This is a genomic window from Neoluteolibacter marinus (genome assembly GCF_014904755.1).
Classification (GTDB): domain Bacteria; phylum Verrucomicrobiota; class Verrucomicrobiia; order Verrucomicrobiales; family Akkermansiaceae; genus Haloferula; species Haloferula marina.
This window is the reverse complement of record NZ_JACZFQ010000123.1, coordinates 41,675-57,908: the sequence shown is the minus strand read 5'-3', so window position 1 is coordinate 57,908 and position 16,234 is coordinate 41,675. Positions and strand designations below refer to the sequence as shown.

Genomic DNA, 16,234 nt, shown 5'->3' with positions numbered 1-16,234 from the left:
GACCACGGCGGATCCTCGCGGCGGGTTTTGCGCGGGGCCCCGGATGGCGGCGCTGCGTCAGCCGCCGGCTCGCCGGGGTGAAATCCGAAACCAATCGCGAACCCGGCGGTAAGCGCCAGCAGGGAGATCACCGCGGGCTTCATCGTTGGGTCCCGCCTTGCGCGGCATTCAGGGTTTCAACGAGCTCGGCGCGTTCCGCAGCGCGAACCCGAGCAGAGCAACTGACAAAGCCGAAGATCAACAGAAATCCCCGGAATTCCCCGAAAACAGGGAGCCGGCGAGCACAAAAACGCCCGGCGAGGACCTGACAAGAGACGGTGCGGCGGAACCTCGAACCGCAGACAAGTGGTAAATTTGAGCCCGGCAGGAAGAGGGGCTGAAAGGACCGTGAAAAGAGGGTTCAAAGGGCACCAAAAACGCCCGGCAGAAAAAATCGACCGCCTCAGCCGGCGGCCCGGTGAAAAGCCCGGCGGATTTCGCGGGCCCGGTCACCCATGAGCTTGGCCTGATGCTCCAGGCGCGCGGCGATCGCGTGGACCTCCTCGGGGTCGCAGTGGCGGACGTGCTTGTAGCCTGGGCTGCCAGGGCTGGAGACGACGATGCCGCCGGATGCGGCGGCAAGGTGGCGGATCTGACGATCGGAGAGGCCGAGGGCCTGGGTGATCTCGCGGGCTTTGCACCAGCGGTCGCCGGATTCGTAGAGCCAGCGGGCCAGACGCGCGACTTCCGCGAGGTCGGCCGGGGCCGGTGCGCGGAGGTCGAGTTCCAGCTGCATTCAAAAGGGATCATCGCACGGGGGCTCGGTCGCTTTTCGAGCGCGGGAGCGGTTGACCGCGGTGAAGCGGAAGCGGGTGAGCTGGCGCTCGGTCAGGCTGCGCCAGTCCGAGGTCTTGAATTGGTCGCGGGAGATCGACTCCAGGTAGCGATCCGGCAGGCCGAGCTGCTCGATGGCGTAGATCAGCCGCTTGACCGGCTGGACGTCGGCGCGATCCGGGCCGGATTTCGGGCCGTCGAGCAGTACCAGATACTTGTCGAAGTGGTCGAAGATCGCGTCCAGGTCGCGGTTGGTCAGCTCCTTCGAGGACTTGTCCTTGCCCAGGGCGGCGCGGTGGATCTCATGCCGCTCCGCTTCCGCGTCTTCCTTTGAGAATTCGCCGGCGGAGGTCAGCAGGGTCCTGACTTTGTTCCAGCGCTGCCAGTAGGCTCTATTTTGCTTCGGTGTCATCGTTGCGGACCTTGCGGGTGAGATTTCCAAGGATGGCGGAGATGTCGGCGGGGGTGGCCAGATCCTCGGCGGCCGGCGCGGGTGCGGGTGCCGACTTCGGCGCGCGGTATTTCGAGAGGGGGTCGCGCACTTCGGGGAGATCCTCCCACATGCGCTGGGAAATGAAGCGGTGCAGGCCGGGCGCGTAGTCGCAGGCGTCCTTCGTCCACTGCTCGCAGCGGTTCCAGGCTTTCAGGGCCGCGATCGCGACTTCCAGCTTCGGCCGATCTCCCTGGGGGATGCGGTGCCATGCCACGCGGCACTGCTGGCGGCTGGATCGCTCGCGCGACTTCGGCAGGGCGGCTTGCCAGAGCAGATCCAGGCCGGACAGCGGCGAGGTGTCGCCGGGCTCCCGTTCCAGGCGGGCGAGATCCTCGCGAAGGCCGCCGAGCTTCGCCTCCAGCTGGGCGATCTGCTTGCGGAGCTTGGTGATTTTGGCGGTTTTCTCGCGGGCATTCATGCGCGGCGGGTGACGACTGGATCAGGCGGATTTCCTGGGGAGGCGGTCGATGGGGCTGGGGAGATCCAGGCACTCCTTGCGGGCGTAGCCCATGGTGGTGCGGATGTCGGAGTGTCCCATGGCTTCCTGGACGCGGCGGGGGCTGTGGCCGGCGTCCATGAGGTCGCTGCAGTAGGAATGACGGAGGCAATGGGGAGTGACCTTGCCGGGGATGCCAGCAGCTTGGGCGGCTCGTTTGATGGCTCGCTGGATGACATCCTCCCCGATCCTCCAACGGACGATCTTCTTGGTCCGGGGGTGTGGGCATGGATGGGGAGACGGGAAAAGGAAGTGCCAGCCGATCTCAAATTGTTTGGAGGGATACTTGCGATCGAGGCGACCAGGGAGCTGGACGGGCTGCATGGCGTCGATGTCGATCTGGGCGAGCGCGGTGGCGCGGGCAATCTGGCGACGGATGGCGGGCAGGAGGATCTCAGGGATGGCGACCTGACGGTCCTTGTCGCCCTTGTCTTCGTGAATGGTGAGAACCATTCGCTCAAGGTCGAAGTCCTTGATGCGAAGCTCGCAGCCGGACTTCACGCGGAGCCCGCAGGCATAGAGCAGAGCGGCCAGCAGCCGGATGTTGTAGGTGGGCGTGTTCTTGAGGTGGGCGAACATCGCCGAGATCTCGGACTGGGTGGGGACATAGCGCTCTCGCTGCTTGCGGGGGCAGCGGAGGGCGGAGACGTCGCCGATCTCGACCTTGAGGATGTGACGGTAGAGGAAAAGCAGGGCGTTGAATGCCTGATTCTGGCTGACGCTGGAGTAATCGTCGTGCGCCATCTGGCTGAGGAAGACCTCCATCTTGGCCTCTGATCCTTCAGCCGCCCTGCCCTTCGCCGTGACCAGGAACGCGAGGTATTGGACGATCCAAGAGCGATAGGACCGCTCGGTGCTCAAGGCGACCCGACGCCGGGCCACCATGTCGAACTTAGCGAGGATTTCGGCTGACTTCATGGCTGGTTGTGGGGGGATCGTGTTAAACCGCGCATGCGGTTGAATCAGTCGTTCATCCAAAAGATCAGAGCCATACGGGCGTGGCATCGTTTGCGGTGGCGATGGCGGGTTCGAAGTCGGCTGTCACCCAATCAGGGATTCTTCGGCCTTTCCACATGCGCCGCAGGTCGCCCACTGTCCAGCCGAGGACGCCTGCACTTGGGCTAGCGGCCACATCGCACGCTGCGCGAAGGCAACATTTCACGAGATTGAGAAGCACCGTCTCGTATCCCCCATTGGGCGCTTCGCGTTCGCGGGAAAGCTCTGGCTCGTATTCGGCGAGTCCATTGTGCGCCGAAGTGAAGTCGCAAAGCAGATCGGATTTATACATAGTCCATCGCTTCCATGGCTCTGCCTCCATCTCCTCCCTTGTCCATGTCTCGCTATCATCCCAGTTGATGACGTGGCGGTAGTGGATGCCGAAATTTTCACAGGCCATCGCGGCAAGGTATTCACCGACCCAATGAGTGCAGCGCCGGCGGTAGCGATAGGGGGTGGCGTAGCGGGCCATTCGCAGCGCGAAAACCTGCATTCTGCGGAACTGTCTGGTGGTCATAGCAAGGATGAACAAGTTGGTGGATGCGACGGCGATCAGCCGTCTTGTTGGTTCGGATGCGTCTCGCGCCGCGCATCACCATCGGCGTTCTGCCGAGGATCGAGCGTCCATGCCGGAGCGAGTTCGCCGTCGCCGTATCGGAGCCAGTCCTTGGCTCGGATCATGCGATAGACGACGCCGCAGTTGGCGTGCTCGGCGTAGTCGTTGGCCTCGTTGTCGAGGATGGCGCTTTCAGCCCGCGAGAAGTGGTCCCATCGTGGATTAACCACGACGCTCCATTTCTCTTGCTTCCCTTCGAGCCGCGATAGAATCACGCGAAAGACAGGCAGAACAAGGGCATGGTCCCGACCACCACCAGCGCCCTTGTCGGCCGGAGTTGAGTCGGATTCGGAATTGTCAGGGTAGTTCATCGTTGGATTGGTTTGGGGTGGTGGCCGGGACATGCCTGGCGTTCGCCAGACGGACGGGGCCGCCCCATTGGTTCGCCATCGCGGCGGCGATTCCCGCGAAGGTCTTGGATCGTTCCTTCCACCTGTCCGCGCTCGGCGGCATGCGGTGGATTCGTTGCTCGCGGCCTTCCACGGTGGCTGTCGGACGGAGCTTCGGGAGATTCTTCAGCCAGAGGCACGTTGCCTTTGTCTCGCCATGGCCGAACTGCCACGGCTGGATTACCTGGTCCGGCTTCCGCCACAGGCTCGACATGATGCAGACCGGGTTCTCGATCGCGATGGCCGGGATTAGTGCTCGGGCCAGCGCCATGAAGAACGCGACCGCGCTTTGCTGCCTGCCGTCCATCCGCTTTGCCGCGAAGTGTCGCGCACCGCTCACGCTCAGATGAGTGCAGGGCGGGTGCGCGATCATCAGATCCCATGGGAAGTCGAGCACGTCACGGACATCGCCTTGGTAGTGCGGGCCGGGCGCATCGGTCGGCAGTAGGTCGCACGACATCGCCTCATGACCAAGAGCCAGGAAGGCATCGCGGACAGCCCCCGAATACTCGCAGGCCACCAGGACCCGCAAAGGCGAACAAGAGCATGGAGGAGATGCCGGCGAGGCCTCCATGCTGAGTTCAAAGTCTGTTGCGGCACTCCTCATGTCAGTCGTTAGCGATAATATCCTTGGATTCGTGCCGCTTGATGAACTGGCAATTCATGCACAGCACTTGGTAGTCGGGCAGTCGTCCATTCTCCACGGCTCGCTTGAGAATCTGCCACCCGCTCGACACGTTCCGGCGCTCTTCGGCCCCATTGTTCATCACATGATCTAGGGACAGGGCCCGACGATCATCGAAGCCACATCGGGCGCATTTGTAGCCGTAGATCCGGAAGAACTCTTCCCGTAGTCGAGACTTCGATTTGCGCTCAATTTTTCGGGCTCTCGCTGAATTCTTTTTTCGCCACTGGCCATTCCTTCCTGCCTGAGCTTCTCGGTGCTCAGTGAGAAGCTCGTTGCCTGAGAGCGGCTCGCAGCATTCGCAGTGACTGCGCGTTGGCGGTCGCTCCTTGCCGCTCACCGGCTTTCGGCGGATCTCTTTGGTGTGTCCGCATTCCAGGGAGAGAGTCCACATCTTTCCTTGCTGGGCGTTCCGAGTTGCTCGGGCATCAGTGACGCGGCGCAATGGTTCCGTCTTTGTTCGTGGTCCTGGCATAATCGCTAACAAGTAGGTGGATGCGACGGCGATCAGCCGTCAGTGGGATTCGGATGCGTCTCGCGCCGCGCATCACCATCGGCGTTCCAGATCTTCGGGTCCATGGGGCTCGGCGGTTAGAGATAGGCCGGGATCTCGACCGTGCTGGTCTTTCCGGGCAGGGCCATGCCGCTCCAGCCGATGGCGGGCGGGCCGGTGACAATCTTCCAGGCGCGGCGGCAAGCCGGGCATTGGTAGTGGTTCCGCGGCAGCTCGCCGGTGACGGGGGCGGTGCGGAACTCCATGAAGTCGGCGCTGTGGCCGCATCTGCAGTTGATGCGGCAGCCGCAGGGCGTGGCGGTGGTGGTCATGGCTGGTGACGGGATGGGCCGGCGGGCGGAACGATGAACGGGTAACCAGATTCCGCACTCGCGGGCTGGAGATCCGCCCGCCGGCAAGGGGTTCAGGCGGCTTTGCCGTCCTCGGTGGATTTGGCGACGGCTTTGCCCAGGTCGATCTTGGCGGCCGTGACCTTGCAGCTTTCGGTGGTCTCGCGGACGATGCGCAGCGCCTTCAACTCGGCGTCGTCGAGCTTCTCCAGGGCTTCGAGGTTCAGCTCCTTCTTCTCGCGCAGGTAGGCGGCCTTGTCCTGGTCCCCGCGCTGCTCGATGAGGACGATGGTGACTTCCTCGTTCTTCACGTTCAGCTTGGAGGTCTTGCGGAAGGAAACGGAGCCGTACGGCGTCTTGAGCGTCTTCTTTTTCTCGAACCATTGCGGGTTGATCGTGGCAAGGGTCTCGATGCTGGTCTGGCTTTCGCCGAGGATGCCCTGGAGCCGGGCGAACTCCTTGCGGCGCTCGTCAACGAGCTTCAGGAATTCCTCCTGCAGCTCGATCTCCATGGCGGCAAGCCGGCCGGTGGCATCGGCATGGATGGCCATGAGATCGACGAGGTTCTTGTAGGACGTGGTGTCGGTGGTTTCTTTCGGTGGCATGATGTGGGGTCGGTTGGTGGTGGGTGGTCACTTCTTGGGCGCGGTGCATTCCCAGGCGCGGATGCCGAGGCCGTGGAGATACACCATGGCGATCCAGAAGAATGGAGAGGCCGCGAGGTCCGGGACGCTGCGGGTGATCGACATGGCGGCGCTACCCTCAAGGATGAGGAGCGCCAGGGTGACGAGGAGTGCCGCGGGGATGCGTTGCCGGAGCTTCATGGTTCAGGCGAGCTGGAGGCGTTCGAGCTGGTCGAGGTGGTGGGCGCGCAGCTGGGTCTGGAAGTCGATCATCTTGAGGAGCTGCTTGCCGTGGCGGCCGGACTCGGCGCGGGTGTCGGTGAGGTGGCCGTGGCACTCGCGGAGGTAGGACTCGGTCTCGGCGGCCATGGCGATGGCGTCGGCGTGGATCCGCGCGGCGAGGTCTTCGGGATGGACCTTGTCGAGGATCTCCTGCTGGTGGTCGATGAGACGGGCGGCGTCTTGTTCGTCGATGAGTTCGGCTGGCATGGTTGCGGGGTGTTAGATTTCGGGGTCGTGGTATTCGGCGTCTTCGCCAGGATGCTGGCGAGCTGGAGAGCGATGAGGGTCACGGGCGGGGTCATGGGCGGTGGGATAGTCGATGGCGCAGGAGCATTCCGGGTGCGGGCACTCGTACCAGTCGCGGCCGTCCCAGGTGTTGATGAAGACCATGGGAGAATCCTTGGCCTTGTCGTGGACGGGGCAGACGGGAGCCGGGCGGGATGGAACGGGGTCGCTCACTTGGAGAGGCTTTGGAGGTCTTCGAATGCCTGGACGAAGTGTCCCCAGTGGTAGGTCTCGCCGGCCTTGGTGGCGGCGGCCTTGCCGTCCTTCAGGTGCAGGGTGAGCTTGCGCAGGCCGGAGGTGGTGAGGATGTCGCTGACGATGCGGCGGGCGTCGGCGTGGTTCTCGCCGGGCTCCTGCAGGTTGAAGTGGGAGAAGAAGGCGCGGATGTCCTGCTTGGTCGGCTTCGGCGGCAGCGGGATCTGGAGGGTGCCGCGGTCCACCAGTTGCTCCAGGGCTTCCTTGTGGGCTCCGGTGAACAGCTCGCGCTTCACGACCTCGGTGCCGATGAGGACCAGCCCGCAGTCGGACTCGTCGTGGCACTCGCGGAGGAACTCGGCGATCTTGACGGCGGTGTCGGTGCGGGTGGTGAGGAAGATCTGGTGCAGCTCGTCCACGATGAGCAGGCGCTGGCCGGCGCGGAGCAGGGAGATGATCTTGTCGCGGATCTCATGCTGGCCGCGGTTCTTCGAGGTCACGCCCATGGCCTTGGCGAGGTGGTTGACGAATTGACCGAAGGCCATGCCGGCACCGCAGCGGATGTAGATGGTGCGGCCGTGGTTGTTCCGGCGGCGGTATTCCTTCGCGACGACGGTCTTGCCGACGCCCATGACTCCCCAGAGGATGGAGACGGTCTGGAGGGCGCGGGCGCGGTCGAAGACGGCGAACATCCGCTTCGCCAGGGCGGTCATGATGAAGTCGGGATTCTCGACCCGCTCGGAGAGGGTCATGCGCGCCTTGGCGAGGGAATCGCACATCTTGTCCAGGCCGGCGTTGTACTTGCCCGCGAAGATGAGGGAGAAGGTGGAGCTGGAGATGCCGGCGAGGCCGGCGAGCTTGGCCAGCGAGAGGTTGTTCTCCTTGCCGTGGAAATACCACCAGCGGAGCGTCTCCTGCTGGTCTTCGGGCAGCTCGGCGATGGTGCGTTCGAAGTTGTCGGCGGATGTCCGGTAGTTGAGGCCGGCGTGAACGGATCGCAGGCCGGTCTGCGGGGTGTCTTGGTTTTCGGTGGTCATGGCTCGTGATGGAGATGGGTGCGGAGTCTGTGGGGCCGGATGAATCCGGCGCTCCGTTAGAGAGAGTCGGGCAGCGGGGTTTCGTCGGGGAGGCTGCCGAGCAGGTCGTCGGCGTCGGCGAAGTCATCGGAGGTGGGCGGGGTCCAGGCGTCCCAGTCGCGGGTCTCGCCGCGTTGTTTGTTGCGGTTTTCAGCGGCGGTTTTCCGGCCTTTCACGCCGGCTTCATGGCGGGCCTGGGCGATCTCCTCGGGTAGGACCGGCTTGCCATCCAGGATGCGCTGATTATGGCGCTCGCGCTCGGTGCGTTGCTCGGCGATGCCGCCGAGGCGGAGGTGGAGCGGTGTGGAGAGGTCGCGCTCGACCTGGGCCCGGACTTCGAGCTGGGCGAGCTTTGCCGCGGTGTCGTGGGCGGCGGCGCGGACCACGCGGTGCAGGACGCCGAGGAAGCCGCCGTCCGGGTGGCAGACGGCCAGCTCGTCGGGGTTGATGGGGTTGGGGTAGCAGACGAGCTTGGTGCCGGCCTGCAGGGTCTCATGGCCGGTGCGGGTCTTGAGGCGGGCGACGTACTGCTCCTTGGTCGTGGGCCAGAGCGGATTCGGCAGCGTGACGCAGTGGTCCTTGCCCACGGTCACGGTCTTCGACCATTCGCGCGGGATGACCAAGGGGATCCATTCGTGCTGGAACTTGCGGATGGCGGGATCCCGGCGGCCCATGGCGGCGGCCTGCTCGGGGGAAAGGTAGAGTTCGCGGGTGAGTTCGTCCGGGTTGGCATTCAGCCGGCGGAGGATCATGGACCGCTCGATCTCGTCTTCCGGCAGCTCATGGCGCTCGAACCATAGATCGGACTCCGGCCGGGAGCGCCAGATCTGGCGGGTGTAGCCGAGCTGCGGCCAGCCTTCCAGGTGGTGGTCGGTGCGGGCATTGATGGCGCGGTAGACCGCGGAGACGAGTTCGGCGAACTCCTGAAAGGATAGTAGCTGGTGCCGGATCATGGCCGCGTGACGCGGCGAAAGGTGGTCGGCGATGGCGGTCAGCAGCTGGCGCTCGCGCTTCTGGATGCCGTGGAGTTCCTCGGGGGCCAGCTCGAAGTGGCGGCCGGTGGGTCCGGGCAGCGCCTGCATCATGGTGCGGACGAGGCGGAAGGCGGACTCGATCCAGGTCTTGAACTTGAAGTTGCCGGAGACCTGCGGCCGGAAGTACATGTCGGCGAACATGGGCTTGTCGAACTTCCCGGAGCGACTGACCCAGCACTTGCCCTGGGTGACCGCCTTGACGGCGTCCTCGAAGCGAGAGAAGCCGTTCAGGGTGGAGAATTGCTTGTTCGCCCAGGCGTTGGCGGTCTTCCACTCGAAGATCAGCTCGGTGCCCAGGTCATCGGTGCGGTAGCCCTCGGTGAGCAGCAGGTTGACCACGACCCAGGTGAACTCCTCGGAGGTGAGCGTCTTCTTCCGGTCTTCCTCGGTGTCCTTGTAGAGCAGGCGGAGGTGATGCGGGAAGTGGAAGGCGGTGGCGAAGTCGATGGCATTGAAGCCGACCGGCCGGCTGGCTTCGGTGATGCCGGAGAGGGCGAGGACACCGTCCGCCAGCATGTTGTCGTACTGCTGGTCGTCAAAGCAGATGCGGGCGAGGAAGGCGGAGCCGATGCGGGTGGTGAGGACGGAGGGCAGGTGCTTGCTGGCGGCCTTGTTGCCCTGCTTGCCACGGGACCTCTGGTATTCCGGCGGGCAGAGGCGGCGGATGTTCTCCAGGCTCCAGCCGTGCGGGAGGCGGGTCTTGGGATCGGGCTTCGGCGGCACCGCGTAGCCGGGGATGGCGTGCTGCGGGTCCTGGGTGGCACGCCAGAGGTGCCAGTCCGCCACCAGGGTCTTGTGGACCTCCGCGCCGTCATCGGTGCGGCTGTGGGTGTCGTAGAGGCCGCGGACGTGTTCCTGGAAGCGGACGGGCAGGCCCTTGGCACCGACGCCGCGCGAGCGCTTGTCGATGAGTCCTTTCCAGCCGCGCTTGCGGAAGCGGCGGAGGTAGCGGTTGATGGCGGTGGCCGAGACGTCCAGGGCATCGGCGGCGGCCTCGACGATTCCCCCCTTCGCCCCGTGGCCGGCATTCTCCAGCCGGATCATCCAGCCGAGCTTGACCAGGACGTCGGACTGGACGGACTGCGGCAAGCGGGCGAATGCGGCGTGGTCGTCGATATGACGAAGGCTGGCGATGGAGGTGGAAGGTTCGGCGAGGTGGTGCATGGAAGTGATCAGTGGAAAGTGATCAGTGATCAGTGGTGGATGGCGTCTTGGATCGCTCGACGAGTGCCTTGGCGGCGCGCACGACGTCGGCGGGGGCGGCCATGGGGGGGAGGCGGAGAAGCTCGCGGATCCGGTCGTAAGCGATGGCCTTGTTTCGGAGAGTCGCGTCAGACATGGCTTTCAGATGGTGGGGGTGAAGCGGCGTTTGATGGCGGCGAGTTCCATCTCCCAGAGGAGGACGCGGGCACCGGCGGCCTGCTTGTCCTGCCGGGTCCAGGCGCGGAAGCGGGCTCCCCGCCAATAGGTGAGCTGTTCCTCGGCGTTGCGGAGCTTGGCGCGCAGGGCGGCGGGGCCGAGTTCTTCGAGTCGGCCGTGGGTGGAGGGCTGGATGTCGAAGGGCAGCGGGCAGTCGGCCTTGCCGAAGTTGTCACGCTTGCGGGGCCCGGTGGCCTCGCGGTTGGCGCGGCGCTCCTGGTGAGCGGCTTCTTGGAGCATGTTCATGGCTGGCGTGGGAATTGGGGATTGGTCAGAAGAGGCGGGTGGTGTCGCGGAGGTCCTGGATGGCGCGGGCGCGGTGGAGGTTTTCGGCCTGTCTCCATGTCTTGCGCTCGGCGTCCTTGATCTTGCCGGCGGTCATGAGGATGGCGGCGAGGTAGCCGATGATGCCCCCGGCGAAGACGCCGGCGGTGATGATGCAGTCGGTGGTTTCCATGGCATTGGTGGTTGCGGGTTACTAGGTGCGCCGTAGTTCAGGCGGCGGCGATGGACTGGAGCTTGGACGCGATCGCTTCCTTGACGTCGGCGAGCATCCGGGAAAGGTCCCCGGCGATGGCCTCTTCCAGGGAGGCGGCGAGGGATTCGAGGCCGCCGTCGCCACTGACCGGCAGGCGGTAGAGATAGGCTTTGTAGTCCGGCGCGGTCATCAGGCCGGTGACGCCCTTCTGGATCTTGGCGACGGTGTCGGGGACCTTGGAGAAGAAGGCGAAGGCGAGCTGCTCGGCGGCCTGATTCTCGGTCGGCTTGGCGGGCGCGGGATTCGCGCCGCCGGTGAGGGCCTTGTGCTGCTTGGCGATCTTGAGTTCCTCCAGCAGGTCCTTCTGGCTTTCGCCATCGACCAGCTTGTCCACCATGCCGGCGAGGATGGTGTGGTTCTCTTCGCTGAGCTGGCCGGGCGGGGTCTCCAGGAGGATCAGCAGGCGAGGCTGGCCGCCGAGTTTCTTGACCCGGAGCTTGGCGGCCTCGTGGCAGGCGATGAAGCGGGCAGCTGTGTCGTCGCTGATGCCTAGCTCCGACTTGCACCAGTCCTCCCAGGTGCGGTTGAGGGATTTCAAACCCGCATCGTGCGGGTTTGATCGCCGGTCGCCGCCGCGGGTGAAACCCAGGTCGATTTTCAGGGCGAGCAGCTCCTGCCCGAGGAGGACTTGGCCGGCGAGGCCCAGGCGGATGCAGGTCTTGATGCCGGCGAGGATGTGGCGGGCCCGGTCCCAATTCGGGCCGGTGGATTCGCCCTGCAGGGCGAGCTTTGACTGGCGGGTGGGTGTGGATTTCTTGGCCATGGTGAAAGGTGGTTCAGCGGGTGAGGCGGAGGCCCAGGGCGACGGCGCGGGCGGCTTGTTTCGCCGGGGTGGAGAGGGGCCCGGCGGCGCGGGTCTTGTCGTGGATCTCGACGGGGCGGCCGTCGTGGGGGCGGTAGGCGGCGGCGACCTTGCGGGCATCGGCGATGGAGCCGACCCGGATGCCCTGGCGTGCGGCGGGGGTGACGACCTTGTGGGTGAAGCCGTCGCGTGGGACGGACAGCGCGGAGATGGTGACGAGGTGGGGGTTCATGGTGGGAAAAGCTGAAAAGCGGAAAGTTGAAAGCTGAAATCAGAAGAGTTCGGGCTGGGCGGGGGTGCGGGGTTCAGGTGGGATCGCTGCGATGGAAGCCGTCCTCGAATGCCTGCTGCGCGCTGGTTGGATTCGCCGCTTTGCGCGGCTGGGAGGCGGTCAGTGGCATGTCTCCTGGACCGATGAGGCCGGAGCCAAGGCCAGCTTCCTGCAGCTGATCTTCGTGGCCCAGGATCTGGAGATTCCCGGTCGGGCCCTCCTGCTTCGTGATTCCGTGCTGGACGGGACTTTCAGTGGCCAGCGGTGGGGGCTGGAGCCGATTGCCGCGGCCGAGGTCTCGGCCTTTCTCCGCCGCCTTTTCGATGAGCTTCCCGAGTGTGGCCGGGGAGATTTCTGGCAGGTATTTCTGGAAATCTGCGTGCGTCACGCACCCACAAGGCTGGATGGAATCTAGGATGCTGGCCGGTTTCATGGTTCAGAAGAGTTCGGGCTGGGCGGGGTCCTCCAGCTGGCTGCGCAGGAGGCGGGCGAGACGGGGCGGGAGGTCGGCCTCGATCTCCAGGAGGCCGCGGGCGAGCTTGGCCTTCGCGAGGCGCTCGATCTGGATGATGGTGTCCTGGGAACAGCCGCACTCCGCGGCGAGCGTGCGGAGACTGACTTGACCGGGCGGCGGCGCTGCGCCGGCGGCTTGCAGCTCGCGGAGACGGAGCAAGCCCAGGTCGATTCGGTCGGCGGTGTCCGGGGTGAGCATGGGAGGTCAGTGGCTGGGCTTGAGGCGGTGGGTGAGGAAGGCGACCAGGAAGCAGCCGACGTGGACGACGAAGCAGAGGACGGCGGCGGTGGTGAGGCTCATGGGAAGGGGTTCCTGTGGGGTGGAAATCGGCCAAGTGTTCCCAGAATCGGACATTCGCGGGGCTAGGCGCAGAAAGGGCTTTGCTGCTGGTTTTTCGGTCCGTTGATGGATCGGTGGTTTTAGATCGGTTGACCTTCACGCTCGGCTTTCTCGCGGATCGCCTCGCGGATCCATTTGGAGCGGTCGGTGTCCCGGCGCTTAACGGCGGCGTCGATTCCTGCGACTACGGGGATGGGAACCCAGACAGTGACGAGGTGGGATTCGTCCTTGGTGACAGCGCCGCGGGACTTGGTGGAAGCGTGTTTGGGCATCGGTGGTTAGGTTGGCGTTTGTAATATTGAGTAATATTGAGTCTGGCAATGAGATTCTTGTAATATTTTGAAGAGGCGCGGCTTGAATGCGCCGCGATCGGGTGTAATACCGTGGGCCGCAGATGGCCGCGGAGCGCACCAACACCCAGAAGCTCATCACCCTCCACGTAGACGGGCGACTGTTCGAGGCGGCGGAGAAGTGCAGGCGTGGCTCGCCGCGGAGTCAGTGGATACGAGACGCCATCCTGGAGAAGCTGCAGCGCGAGGGTATCGAGATACCCGATGAAGCTGCCTTCGCTCCCGACCGCTCCGGCAAGGGCGGGCCGAAGCCGAAGAAGGTGGTCGAGATGCCGCCGACGCAGAAGGTGGCGGAAGAGCATGACGGGTCCCCTTCTGTTAGTGAACGTAAGAAGGTGAAATACCCGAAGAAGAAGGGCCGGTGAAACGCCGGTGAATCGACTGTGAAATCCCCCCATGAAGACGCTCAAAGAGGAGATGGAAGCCCTAGCCTTGGAAGGCCTGGAACGATTGCGCGACTCAGGCGTCGAAAAGGTCAGGTGGCTCGCTGCTGGAGATGGGAATGAGTGCGCGGTTTGCTTGGCAGCACACGGGACGGTCCTGCATCTGGATAAAGTGACAGTCCCGTGGCATTGTGGCTGTGAAAGCGAGTATTGCCGGTGCGTCCTCGTTGCAGATTTTTCGTCATGAAACTCCCTTCGAAATCAATGGCTCTGTTCGCCACCGCCTTGCTCCTTGTCTCCTGTAAAGATGAGGACCAGTCCGGCGACTGGGCGGCGCAGCAGTCGGCACAGTTGCGATATGAGAATACCCGCCTGCGTCGGGACGTTGAACGTTTGGAGCAGAAGCTTGCTGATCTGAAAGACCAGATAGCCACGGAGGAATCCCGCCAACGCATGGACGAACTGAAGCGCTTGGCTGAGGAGTCGGATGCAAGCCGCGACGCCCGTCGCGCTGAAACGCGCCGGCTGCTTGAGCAGTCCGAGGCGATCCTCCGGGAGCTGAAGGGTGAGTAACACTCCTTGCCGCCGGGAGGTAACAATGCCCCCCCTCACCCTGTAGCGGCCGGCCAGCGTGAGCAAACGAGCGGTGCGGGTATGCTGGGCGCATGGCCAGCCAACCGTCGCAGATGATGCTCTTCGAGGCCGTGCAGACGGCGAATGCGGACGGGTCTTTCACGGTGCGCCCGCAGCGGGTCGCGGTGGTCAAGGAGATCGACGTGAAGCGGGCGTCGCGGATCCTGGGCTACCATGCCGACACGGTGCGCCGGCTCTGCGAGCTGGGCGAAGCGGGCGGCGGTCTGAAGGCTTACAAGAACCCCAGCGCCCGCGGCAACGCCAAGTGGCGGATTGATTGGGAGAGTGCGATGAGCTATAAGACGCGCAGGCAAGACGCGGCGCGGCGTGGATGCGCGTGATAGTGCCGAGTGGCGAGTGGAAAGTGCCTAGTGGAAAGGCAGGGGGGCGGAGAATTCTGAGGGTGCCTGTGGGTGGGTGACGGCGGGTGTCCGAGCAAGCGGGCGGCGGCGTGGCAAGGTGCGGCTGTCACGAAGCACCGCCCATGAATCCGACCCCGCCGAAACCGTTCTATCAATCGAAGACCGTGTGGCTGAATGCCCTGGTCCTGGTGTCCACCTTCATCCCGCCGGTGGCGGAGTGGCTGGAGAAGAATCCGGTGAGCGCGCTGGAAGTACTAGGCGCGCTGAACTTGCTGGTCCGCTTCGCGACGACCGGGCGGGTGACCCTTTTCGACGACGACTCTTCCGGCGGCGCGGGTGTGTCCGCCGGGGAAGGCAGCGGGCGGGATACCGCTGCCGCTCATGACGACAGCGTCGCGCAGCGCACGTCCGCGTCTCCATGGCTGGTGGCGGCGTGCGCTGCGTTGCTGGCGCTGCCGGCGTGTTCCAATCTCATGCTCACCGGCGACGGCTGCATCCAGACCACCCAGGAGCGGGACGGCGTGACCTACCGCGTCAAGACCTGCCTGGACGCCGAGGGGAAGATCGACCGCGTCCAGCTGTTCTGGACCAATGAGACCGGCCGCCCGCTGCGCGGCACCATCTACCGCGACGACCGGCCCATCCTGGTGGAGTTCCGCGACCTGGACAGCGGCTTCTGGTACCGCTGGACGGAAGGCATGGGCATCAGCCTGGGGGCCATCCCCACCGAGGTGGCGGTCGCCCTGGAGCCGGAGCCGGCGCTGCCGGTCGAGCCCGCGAAGTGAAGCTTTCGGGGGAGTGATGGCGCGCGATGAATCTGCCGCGGACCTGCACGACCAGGATGCCCGAGCACTCCCCCTCCCTCTAACAAATACCACACCGAGACCCGAGGCAGCCGTCCGAAGAACACGCGACAAGTCCCGCCATGGCCTGCGACGGCCGGGCCATGGCGGGCACCGGAAAAATCCATGAAAGACCTGCGATCCAGCATCAAGGACATCCAGCGCCACGTCGGCGCAGAGGTGGACGGGATCTTCGGGCCGGCGACGGCCGCTGCCGTCCTGCGCGAGCTGCGCGGGGAAGACGCCAAGGCTCCTCACCCGCTCATGAACGGGGCGGACGATCTGGATACGCGAACCCTGGGCATCCTCGCCACCATGGATCCGAAGGCGGTGCCGATGTTCGGCCGCTTCATGCGGCTGGCGAAAGCCACCGCGGCGACGCTGGGTTGTGACTATGTCCTGATCGGTGGGAACCGCACCTGGAAGGAACAAGACGCGCTCTACGCCCAGGGCCGCACCAAGCCGGGCGCGAAGGTGACCAATGCGAAGGGCGGCCAGAGCAACCACAACTTCGGGATCGCCGCGGACGCGGGCGTGTTCCTTGCCGGTGCCTACCTCGACGGCGGGAACAAGAGCCAGCAGCAGCTCGCCGCCAAGGTCCACCGGGCCTGCAGTGAACATGCCGCGACCTGCGGTCTTGAGTGGGGCGGCTCCTGGAAGTCCCTGACCGACCTTCCCCACTATGAAGTTGCCACCGGCCTGACCATGGCGACAAAGCGGAAACTCTATCAGGCGGAGGGATCCATTCTATGAACCCCGAGGCCCTGTTCCGCACGGCCTGCGACCGTGAGAAGCCCGCCGAGTTCATCGGCCGGCTCACGCATTCGGAGCTGCGCGCGCTGGTCGTCTGGCTGCGCGAAGGCAGCGGTCGCGGTGTCCGCGGCTTCATCCTGGGCCTCGCGGAGCTGGAGGCCGCCGAACGATTCCTCAAAGACCACACACCCACCGCCTGAAC

Annotated in this window: 29 protein-coding genes; 7 read left to right on the top strand and 22 right to left on the bottom strand. The window is 64.9% G+C overall.

Annotated features, from left to right (window positions below):
• Positions 1-442: 442 nt before the first annotated feature.
• The 20 genes from IG178_RS23175 to IG178_RS23080 form a co-directional block, all read right to left on the bottom strand.
• Positions 443-775 carry a hypothetical protein gene (locus tag IG178_RS23175; RefSeq protein ID WP_193214975.1) on the bottom strand — a complete coding sequence of 111 codons (333 nt, stop codon included), beginning with the start codon at positions 773-775 and terminating at the stop codon, positions 443-445.
• Positions 776-1,225, bottom strand: coding sequence for a hypothetical protein (locus tag IG178_RS23170; protein WP_193214974.1), 450 nt, complete (start codon positions 1,223-1,225; stop codon positions 776-778).
• The gene (locus tag IG178_RS23165; RefSeq protein ID WP_193214973.1) at positions 1,206-1,724 is read right to left on the bottom strand and encodes a hypothetical protein; all 519 of its coding nucleotides are present in this window, start codon (positions 1,722-1,724) and stop codon (positions 1,206-1,208) included. The genes IG178_RS23170 and IG178_RS23165 overlap by 20 nt, the downstream gene beginning before the upstream one ends.
• 21 nt (positions 1,725-1,745) lie before the next feature.
• Positions 1,746-2,720, bottom strand: a complete 975-nt coding sequence (locus IG178_RS23160) for a tyrosine-type recombinase/integrase (RefSeq protein ID WP_193214972.1) — start codon at positions 2,718-2,720, stop codon at positions 1,746-1,748.
• A gap of 64 nt (positions 2,721-2,784) precedes the next feature.
• Positions 2,785-3,315: a hypothetical protein gene (locus IG178_RS23155; RefSeq protein ID WP_193214971.1), complete on the bottom strand. Its 531-nt coding sequence runs from the start codon at positions 3,313-3,315 to the stop codon at positions 2,785-2,787.
• 35 nt (positions 3,316-3,350) lie between these two features.
• On the bottom strand, positions 3,351-3,725 hold the full coding sequence (locus tag IG178_RS23150; RefSeq protein WP_193214970.1) for a hypothetical protein: 375 nt from the start codon (positions 3,723-3,725) through the stop codon (positions 3,351-3,353).
• Positions 3,712-4,335 (bottom strand): DNA cytosine methyltransferase, encoded by a 624-nt coding sequence (locus IG178_RS23145; protein WP_343226035.1) that lies wholly within the window; start codon positions 4,333-4,335, stop codon positions 3,712-3,714. The genes IG178_RS23150 and IG178_RS23145 overlap by 14 nt, the downstream gene beginning before the upstream one ends.
• Positions 4,336-4,411: 76 nt before the next feature.
• Positions 4,412-4,882 carry a hypothetical protein gene (locus tag IG178_RS23140; protein ID WP_193214969.1) on the bottom strand — a complete coding sequence of 157 codons (471 nt, stop codon included), beginning with the start codon at positions 4,880-4,882 and terminating at the stop codon, positions 4,412-4,414.
• A 197-nt stretch (positions 4,883-5,079) separates the two neighbouring features.
• A complete protein-coding gene (locus IG178_RS23135; RefSeq protein WP_193214968.1) occupies positions 5,080-5,313 on the bottom strand; it encodes a hypothetical protein in 234 nt (77 codons plus the stop codon).
• A 92-nt stretch (positions 5,314-5,405) separates the two neighbouring features.
• Positions 5,406-5,936: a host-nuclease inhibitor Gam family protein gene (locus tag IG178_RS23130; RefSeq protein WP_193214967.1), complete on the bottom strand. Its 531-nt coding sequence runs from the start codon at positions 5,934-5,936 to the stop codon at positions 5,406-5,408.
• Positions 5,937-5,963: 27 nt separating this feature from the next.
• Complete coding sequence (locus tag IG178_RS23125) at positions 5,964-6,155, bottom strand: hypothetical protein (RefSeq protein WP_193214966.1); 192 nt, start codon at positions 6,153-6,155, stop codon at positions 5,964-5,966.
• A gap of 3 nt (positions 6,156-6,158) precedes the next feature.
• A complete protein-coding gene (locus tag IG178_RS23120) occupies positions 6,159-6,443 on the bottom strand; it encodes a hypothetical protein (RefSeq protein WP_193214965.1) in 285 nt (94 codons plus the stop codon).
• 12 nt (positions 6,444-6,455) lie between these two features.
• Positions 6,456-6,695, bottom strand: a complete 240-nt coding sequence (locus IG178_RS23115; RefSeq protein ID WP_193214964.1) for a hypothetical protein — start codon at positions 6,693-6,695, stop codon at positions 6,456-6,458.
• Positions 6,692-7,753, bottom strand: coding sequence for an AAA family ATPase (locus IG178_RS23110; protein WP_193214963.1), 1,062 nt, complete (start codon positions 7,751-7,753; stop codon positions 6,692-6,694). Before IG178_RS23110 ends, IG178_RS23115 begins: the two co-directional genes overlap by 4 nt.
• Before the next feature lie 56 nt (positions 7,754-7,809).
• Positions 7,810-9,990, bottom strand: a complete 2,181-nt coding sequence (locus IG178_RS23105) for a helix-turn-helix domain-containing protein (protein ID WP_193214962.1) — start codon at positions 9,988-9,990, stop codon at positions 7,810-7,812.
• A 22-nt stretch (positions 9,991-10,012) separates the two neighbouring features.
• The gene (locus IG178_RS23100) at positions 10,013-10,165 is read right to left on the bottom strand and encodes a hypothetical protein (RefSeq protein WP_193214961.1); all 153 of its coding nucleotides are present in this window, start codon (positions 10,163-10,165) and stop codon (positions 10,013-10,015) included.
• 5 nt (positions 10,166-10,170) lie between these two features.
• On the bottom strand, positions 10,171-10,491 hold the full coding sequence (locus IG178_RS23095; protein ID WP_193214960.1) for a hypothetical protein: 321 nt from the start codon (positions 10,489-10,491) through the stop codon (positions 10,171-10,173).
• 25 nt (positions 10,492-10,516) lie between these two features.
• Positions 10,517-10,702, bottom strand: a complete 186-nt coding sequence (locus tag IG178_RS23090; RefSeq protein ID WP_193214959.1) for a hypothetical protein — start codon at positions 10,700-10,702, stop codon at positions 10,517-10,519.
• A gap of 37 nt (positions 10,703-10,739) precedes the next feature.
• Positions 10,740-11,546 carry a hypothetical protein gene (locus IG178_RS23085; RefSeq protein ID WP_193214958.1) on the bottom strand — a complete coding sequence of 269 codons (807 nt, stop codon included), beginning with the start codon at positions 11,544-11,546 and terminating at the stop codon, positions 10,740-10,742.
• 13 nt (positions 11,547-11,559) lie between these two features.
• The gene (locus IG178_RS23080) at positions 11,560-11,817 is read right to left on the bottom strand and encodes a hypothetical protein (protein WP_193214957.1); all 258 of its coding nucleotides are present in this window, start codon (positions 11,815-11,817) and stop codon (positions 11,560-11,562) included.
• A gap of 91 nt (positions 11,818-11,908) precedes the next feature.
• Between IG178_RS23080 and IG178_RS23075 the strand changes: the two genes are divergently transcribed.
• The gene (locus tag IG178_RS23075) at positions 11,909-12,271 is read left to right on the top strand and encodes a hypothetical protein (RefSeq protein ID WP_193214956.1); all 363 of its coding nucleotides are present in this window, start codon (positions 11,909-11,911) and stop codon (positions 12,269-12,271) included.
• A gap of 21 nt (positions 12,272-12,292) precedes the next feature.
• Here the strand turns inward: IG178_RS23075 and IG178_RS23070 are convergent, their stop codons facing one another.
• Both IG178_RS23070 and IG178_RS23065 read right to left on the bottom strand, forming a co-directional pair.
• Positions 12,293-12,568 (bottom strand): hypothetical protein, encoded by a 276-nt coding sequence (locus IG178_RS23070; RefSeq protein WP_193214955.1) that lies wholly within the window; start codon positions 12,566-12,568, stop codon positions 12,293-12,295.
• A gap of 221 nt (positions 12,569-12,789) precedes the next feature.
• On the bottom strand, positions 12,790-12,981 hold the full coding sequence (locus tag IG178_RS23065; protein ID WP_193214954.1) for a ribbon-helix-helix protein, CopG family: 192 nt from the start codon (positions 12,979-12,981) through the stop codon (positions 12,790-12,792).
• A 122-nt stretch (positions 12,982-13,103) separates the two neighbouring features.
• Between IG178_RS23065 and IG178_RS23060 the strand changes: the two genes are divergently transcribed.
• From IG178_RS23060 to IG178_RS23035, 6 genes are all read left to right on the top strand, one after another.
• The gene (locus IG178_RS23060) at positions 13,104-13,424 is read left to right on the top strand and encodes a hypothetical protein (protein WP_193214953.1); all 321 of its coding nucleotides are present in this window, start codon (positions 13,104-13,106) and stop codon (positions 13,422-13,424) included.
• A gap of 261 nt (positions 13,425-13,685) precedes the next feature.
• Positions 13,686-14,015 carry a hypothetical protein gene (locus IG178_RS23055; protein ID WP_193214952.1) on the top strand — a complete coding sequence of 110 codons (330 nt, stop codon included), beginning with the start codon at positions 13,686-13,688 and terminating at the stop codon, positions 14,013-14,015.
• A gap of 92 nt (positions 14,016-14,107) precedes the next feature.
• On the top strand, positions 14,108-14,416 hold the full coding sequence (locus tag IG178_RS23050) for a hypothetical protein (protein ID WP_193214951.1): 309 nt from the start codon (positions 14,108-14,110) through the stop codon (positions 14,414-14,416).
• A 143-nt stretch (positions 14,417-14,559) separates the two neighbouring features.
• Positions 14,560-15,222, top strand: coding sequence for a hypothetical protein (locus tag IG178_RS23045; protein ID WP_193214950.1), 663 nt, complete (start codon positions 14,560-14,562; stop codon positions 15,220-15,222).
• 183 nt (positions 15,223-15,405) lie between these two features.
• Entirely contained in the window at positions 15,406-16,032 is a 627-nt protein-coding gene (locus IG178_RS23040; protein ID WP_193214949.1) for a M15 family metallopeptidase, read from the top strand.
• On the top strand, positions 16,029-16,232 hold the full coding sequence (locus IG178_RS23035) for a hypothetical protein (RefSeq protein WP_193214948.1): 204 nt from the start codon (positions 16,029-16,031) through the stop codon (positions 16,230-16,232). Before IG178_RS23040 ends, IG178_RS23035 begins: the two co-directional genes overlap by 4 nt.
• Positions 16,233-16,234 lie beyond the last annotated feature (2 nt).

Bases quoted from the DNA above. Each gene is read 5' to 3' on its own strand.
- IG178_RS23175 (WP_193214975.1), bottom strand. From the start codon at position 775: ATGCAGCTGGAACTCGACCTCCGCGCACCGGCCCCGGCCGACCTCGCG.
- IG178_RS23170 (WP_193214974.1), bottom strand. From the start codon at position 1,225: ATGACACCGAAGCAAAATAGAGCCTACTGGCAGCGCTGGAACAAAGTC.
- IG178_RS23165 (WP_193214973.1), bottom strand. From the start codon at position 1,724: ATGAATGCCCGCGAGAAAACCGCCAAAATCACCAAGCTCCGCAAGCAG.
- IG178_RS23160 (WP_193214972.1), bottom strand. From the start codon at position 2,720: ATGAAGTCAGCCGAAATCCTCGCTAAGTTCGACATGGTGGCCCGGCGT.
- IG178_RS23155 (WP_193214971.1), bottom strand. From the start codon at position 3,315: ATGACCACCAGACAGTTCCGCAGAATGCAGGTTTTCGCGCTGCGAATG.
- IG178_RS23150 (WP_193214970.1), bottom strand. From the start codon at position 3,725: ATGAACTACCCTGACAATTCCGAATCCGACTCAACTCCGGCCGACAAG.
- IG178_RS23140 (WP_193214969.1), bottom strand. From the start codon at position 4,882: ATGTGGACTCTCTCCCTGGAATGCGGACACACCAAAGAGATCCGCCGA.
- IG178_RS23135 (WP_193214968.1), bottom strand. From the start codon at position 5,313: ATGACCACCACCGCCACGCCCTGCGGCTGCCGCATCAACTGCAGATGC.
- IG178_RS23130 (WP_193214967.1), bottom strand. From the start codon at position 5,936: ATGCCACCGAAAGAAACCACCGACACCACGTCCTACAAGAACCTCGTC.
- IG178_RS23125 (WP_193214966.1), bottom strand. From the start codon at position 6,155: ATGAAGCTCCGGCAACGCATCCCCGCGGCACTCCTCGTCACCCTGGCG.
- IG178_RS23120 (WP_193214965.1), bottom strand. From the start codon at position 6,443: ATGCCAGCCGAACTCATCGACGAACAAGACGCCGCCCGTCTCATCGAC.
- IG178_RS23110 (WP_193214963.1), bottom strand. From the start codon at position 7,753: ATGACCACCGAAAACCAAGACACCCCGCAGACCGGCCTGCGATCCGTT.
- IG178_RS23105 (WP_193214962.1), bottom strand. From the start codon at position 9,990: ATGCACCACCTCGCCGAACCTTCCACCTCCATCGCCAGCCTTCGTCAT.
- IG178_RS23100 (WP_193214961.1), bottom strand. From the start codon at position 10,165: ATGTCTGACGCGACTCTCCGAAACAAGGCCATCGCTTACGACCGGATC.
- IG178_RS23095 (WP_193214960.1), bottom strand. From the start codon at position 10,491: ATGAACATGCTCCAAGAAGCCGCTCACCAGGAGCGCCGCGCCAACCGC.
- IG178_RS23090 (WP_193214959.1), bottom strand. From the start codon at position 10,702: ATGGAAACCACCGACTGCATCATCACCGCCGGCGTCTTCGCCGGGGGC.
- IG178_RS23085 (WP_193214958.1), bottom strand. From the start codon at position 11,546: ATGGCCAAGAAATCCACACCCACCCGCCAGTCAAAGCTCGCCCTGCAG.
- IG178_RS23080 (WP_193214957.1), bottom strand. From the start codon at position 11,817: ATGAACCCCCACCTCGTCACCATCTCCGCGCTGTCCGTCCCACGCGAC.
- IG178_RS23075 (WP_193214956.1), top strand. From the start codon at position 11,909: ATGGAAGCCGTCCTCGAATGCCTGCTGCGCGCTGGTTGGATTCGCCGC.
- IG178_RS23070 (WP_193214955.1), bottom strand. From the start codon at position 12,568: ATGCTCACCCCGGACACCGCCGACCGAATCGACCTGGGCTTGCTCCGT.
- IG178_RS23065 (WP_193214954.1), bottom strand. From the start codon at position 12,981: ATGCCCAAACACGCTTCCACCAAGTCCCGCGGCGCTGTCACCAAGGAC.
- IG178_RS23060 (WP_193214953.1), top strand. From the start codon at position 13,104: ATGGCCGCGGAGCGCACCAACACCCAGAAGCTCATCACCCTCCACGTA.
- IG178_RS23055 (WP_193214952.1), top strand. From the start codon at position 13,686: ATGAAACTCCCTTCGAAATCAATGGCTCTGTTCGCCACCGCCTTGCTC.
- IG178_RS23050 (WP_193214951.1), top strand. From the start codon at position 14,108: ATGGCCAGCCAACCGTCGCAGATGATGCTCTTCGAGGCCGTGCAGACG.
- IG178_RS23045 (WP_193214950.1), top strand. From the start codon at position 14,560: ATGAATCCGACCCCGCCGAAACCGTTCTATCAATCGAAGACCGTGTGG.
- IG178_RS23040 (WP_193214949.1), top strand. From the start codon at position 15,406: ATGAAAGACCTGCGATCCAGCATCAAGGACATCCAGCGCCACGTCGGC.
- IG178_RS23035 (WP_193214948.1), top strand. From the start codon at position 16,029: ATGAACCCCGAGGCCCTGTTCCGCACGGCCTGCGACCGTGAGAAGCCC.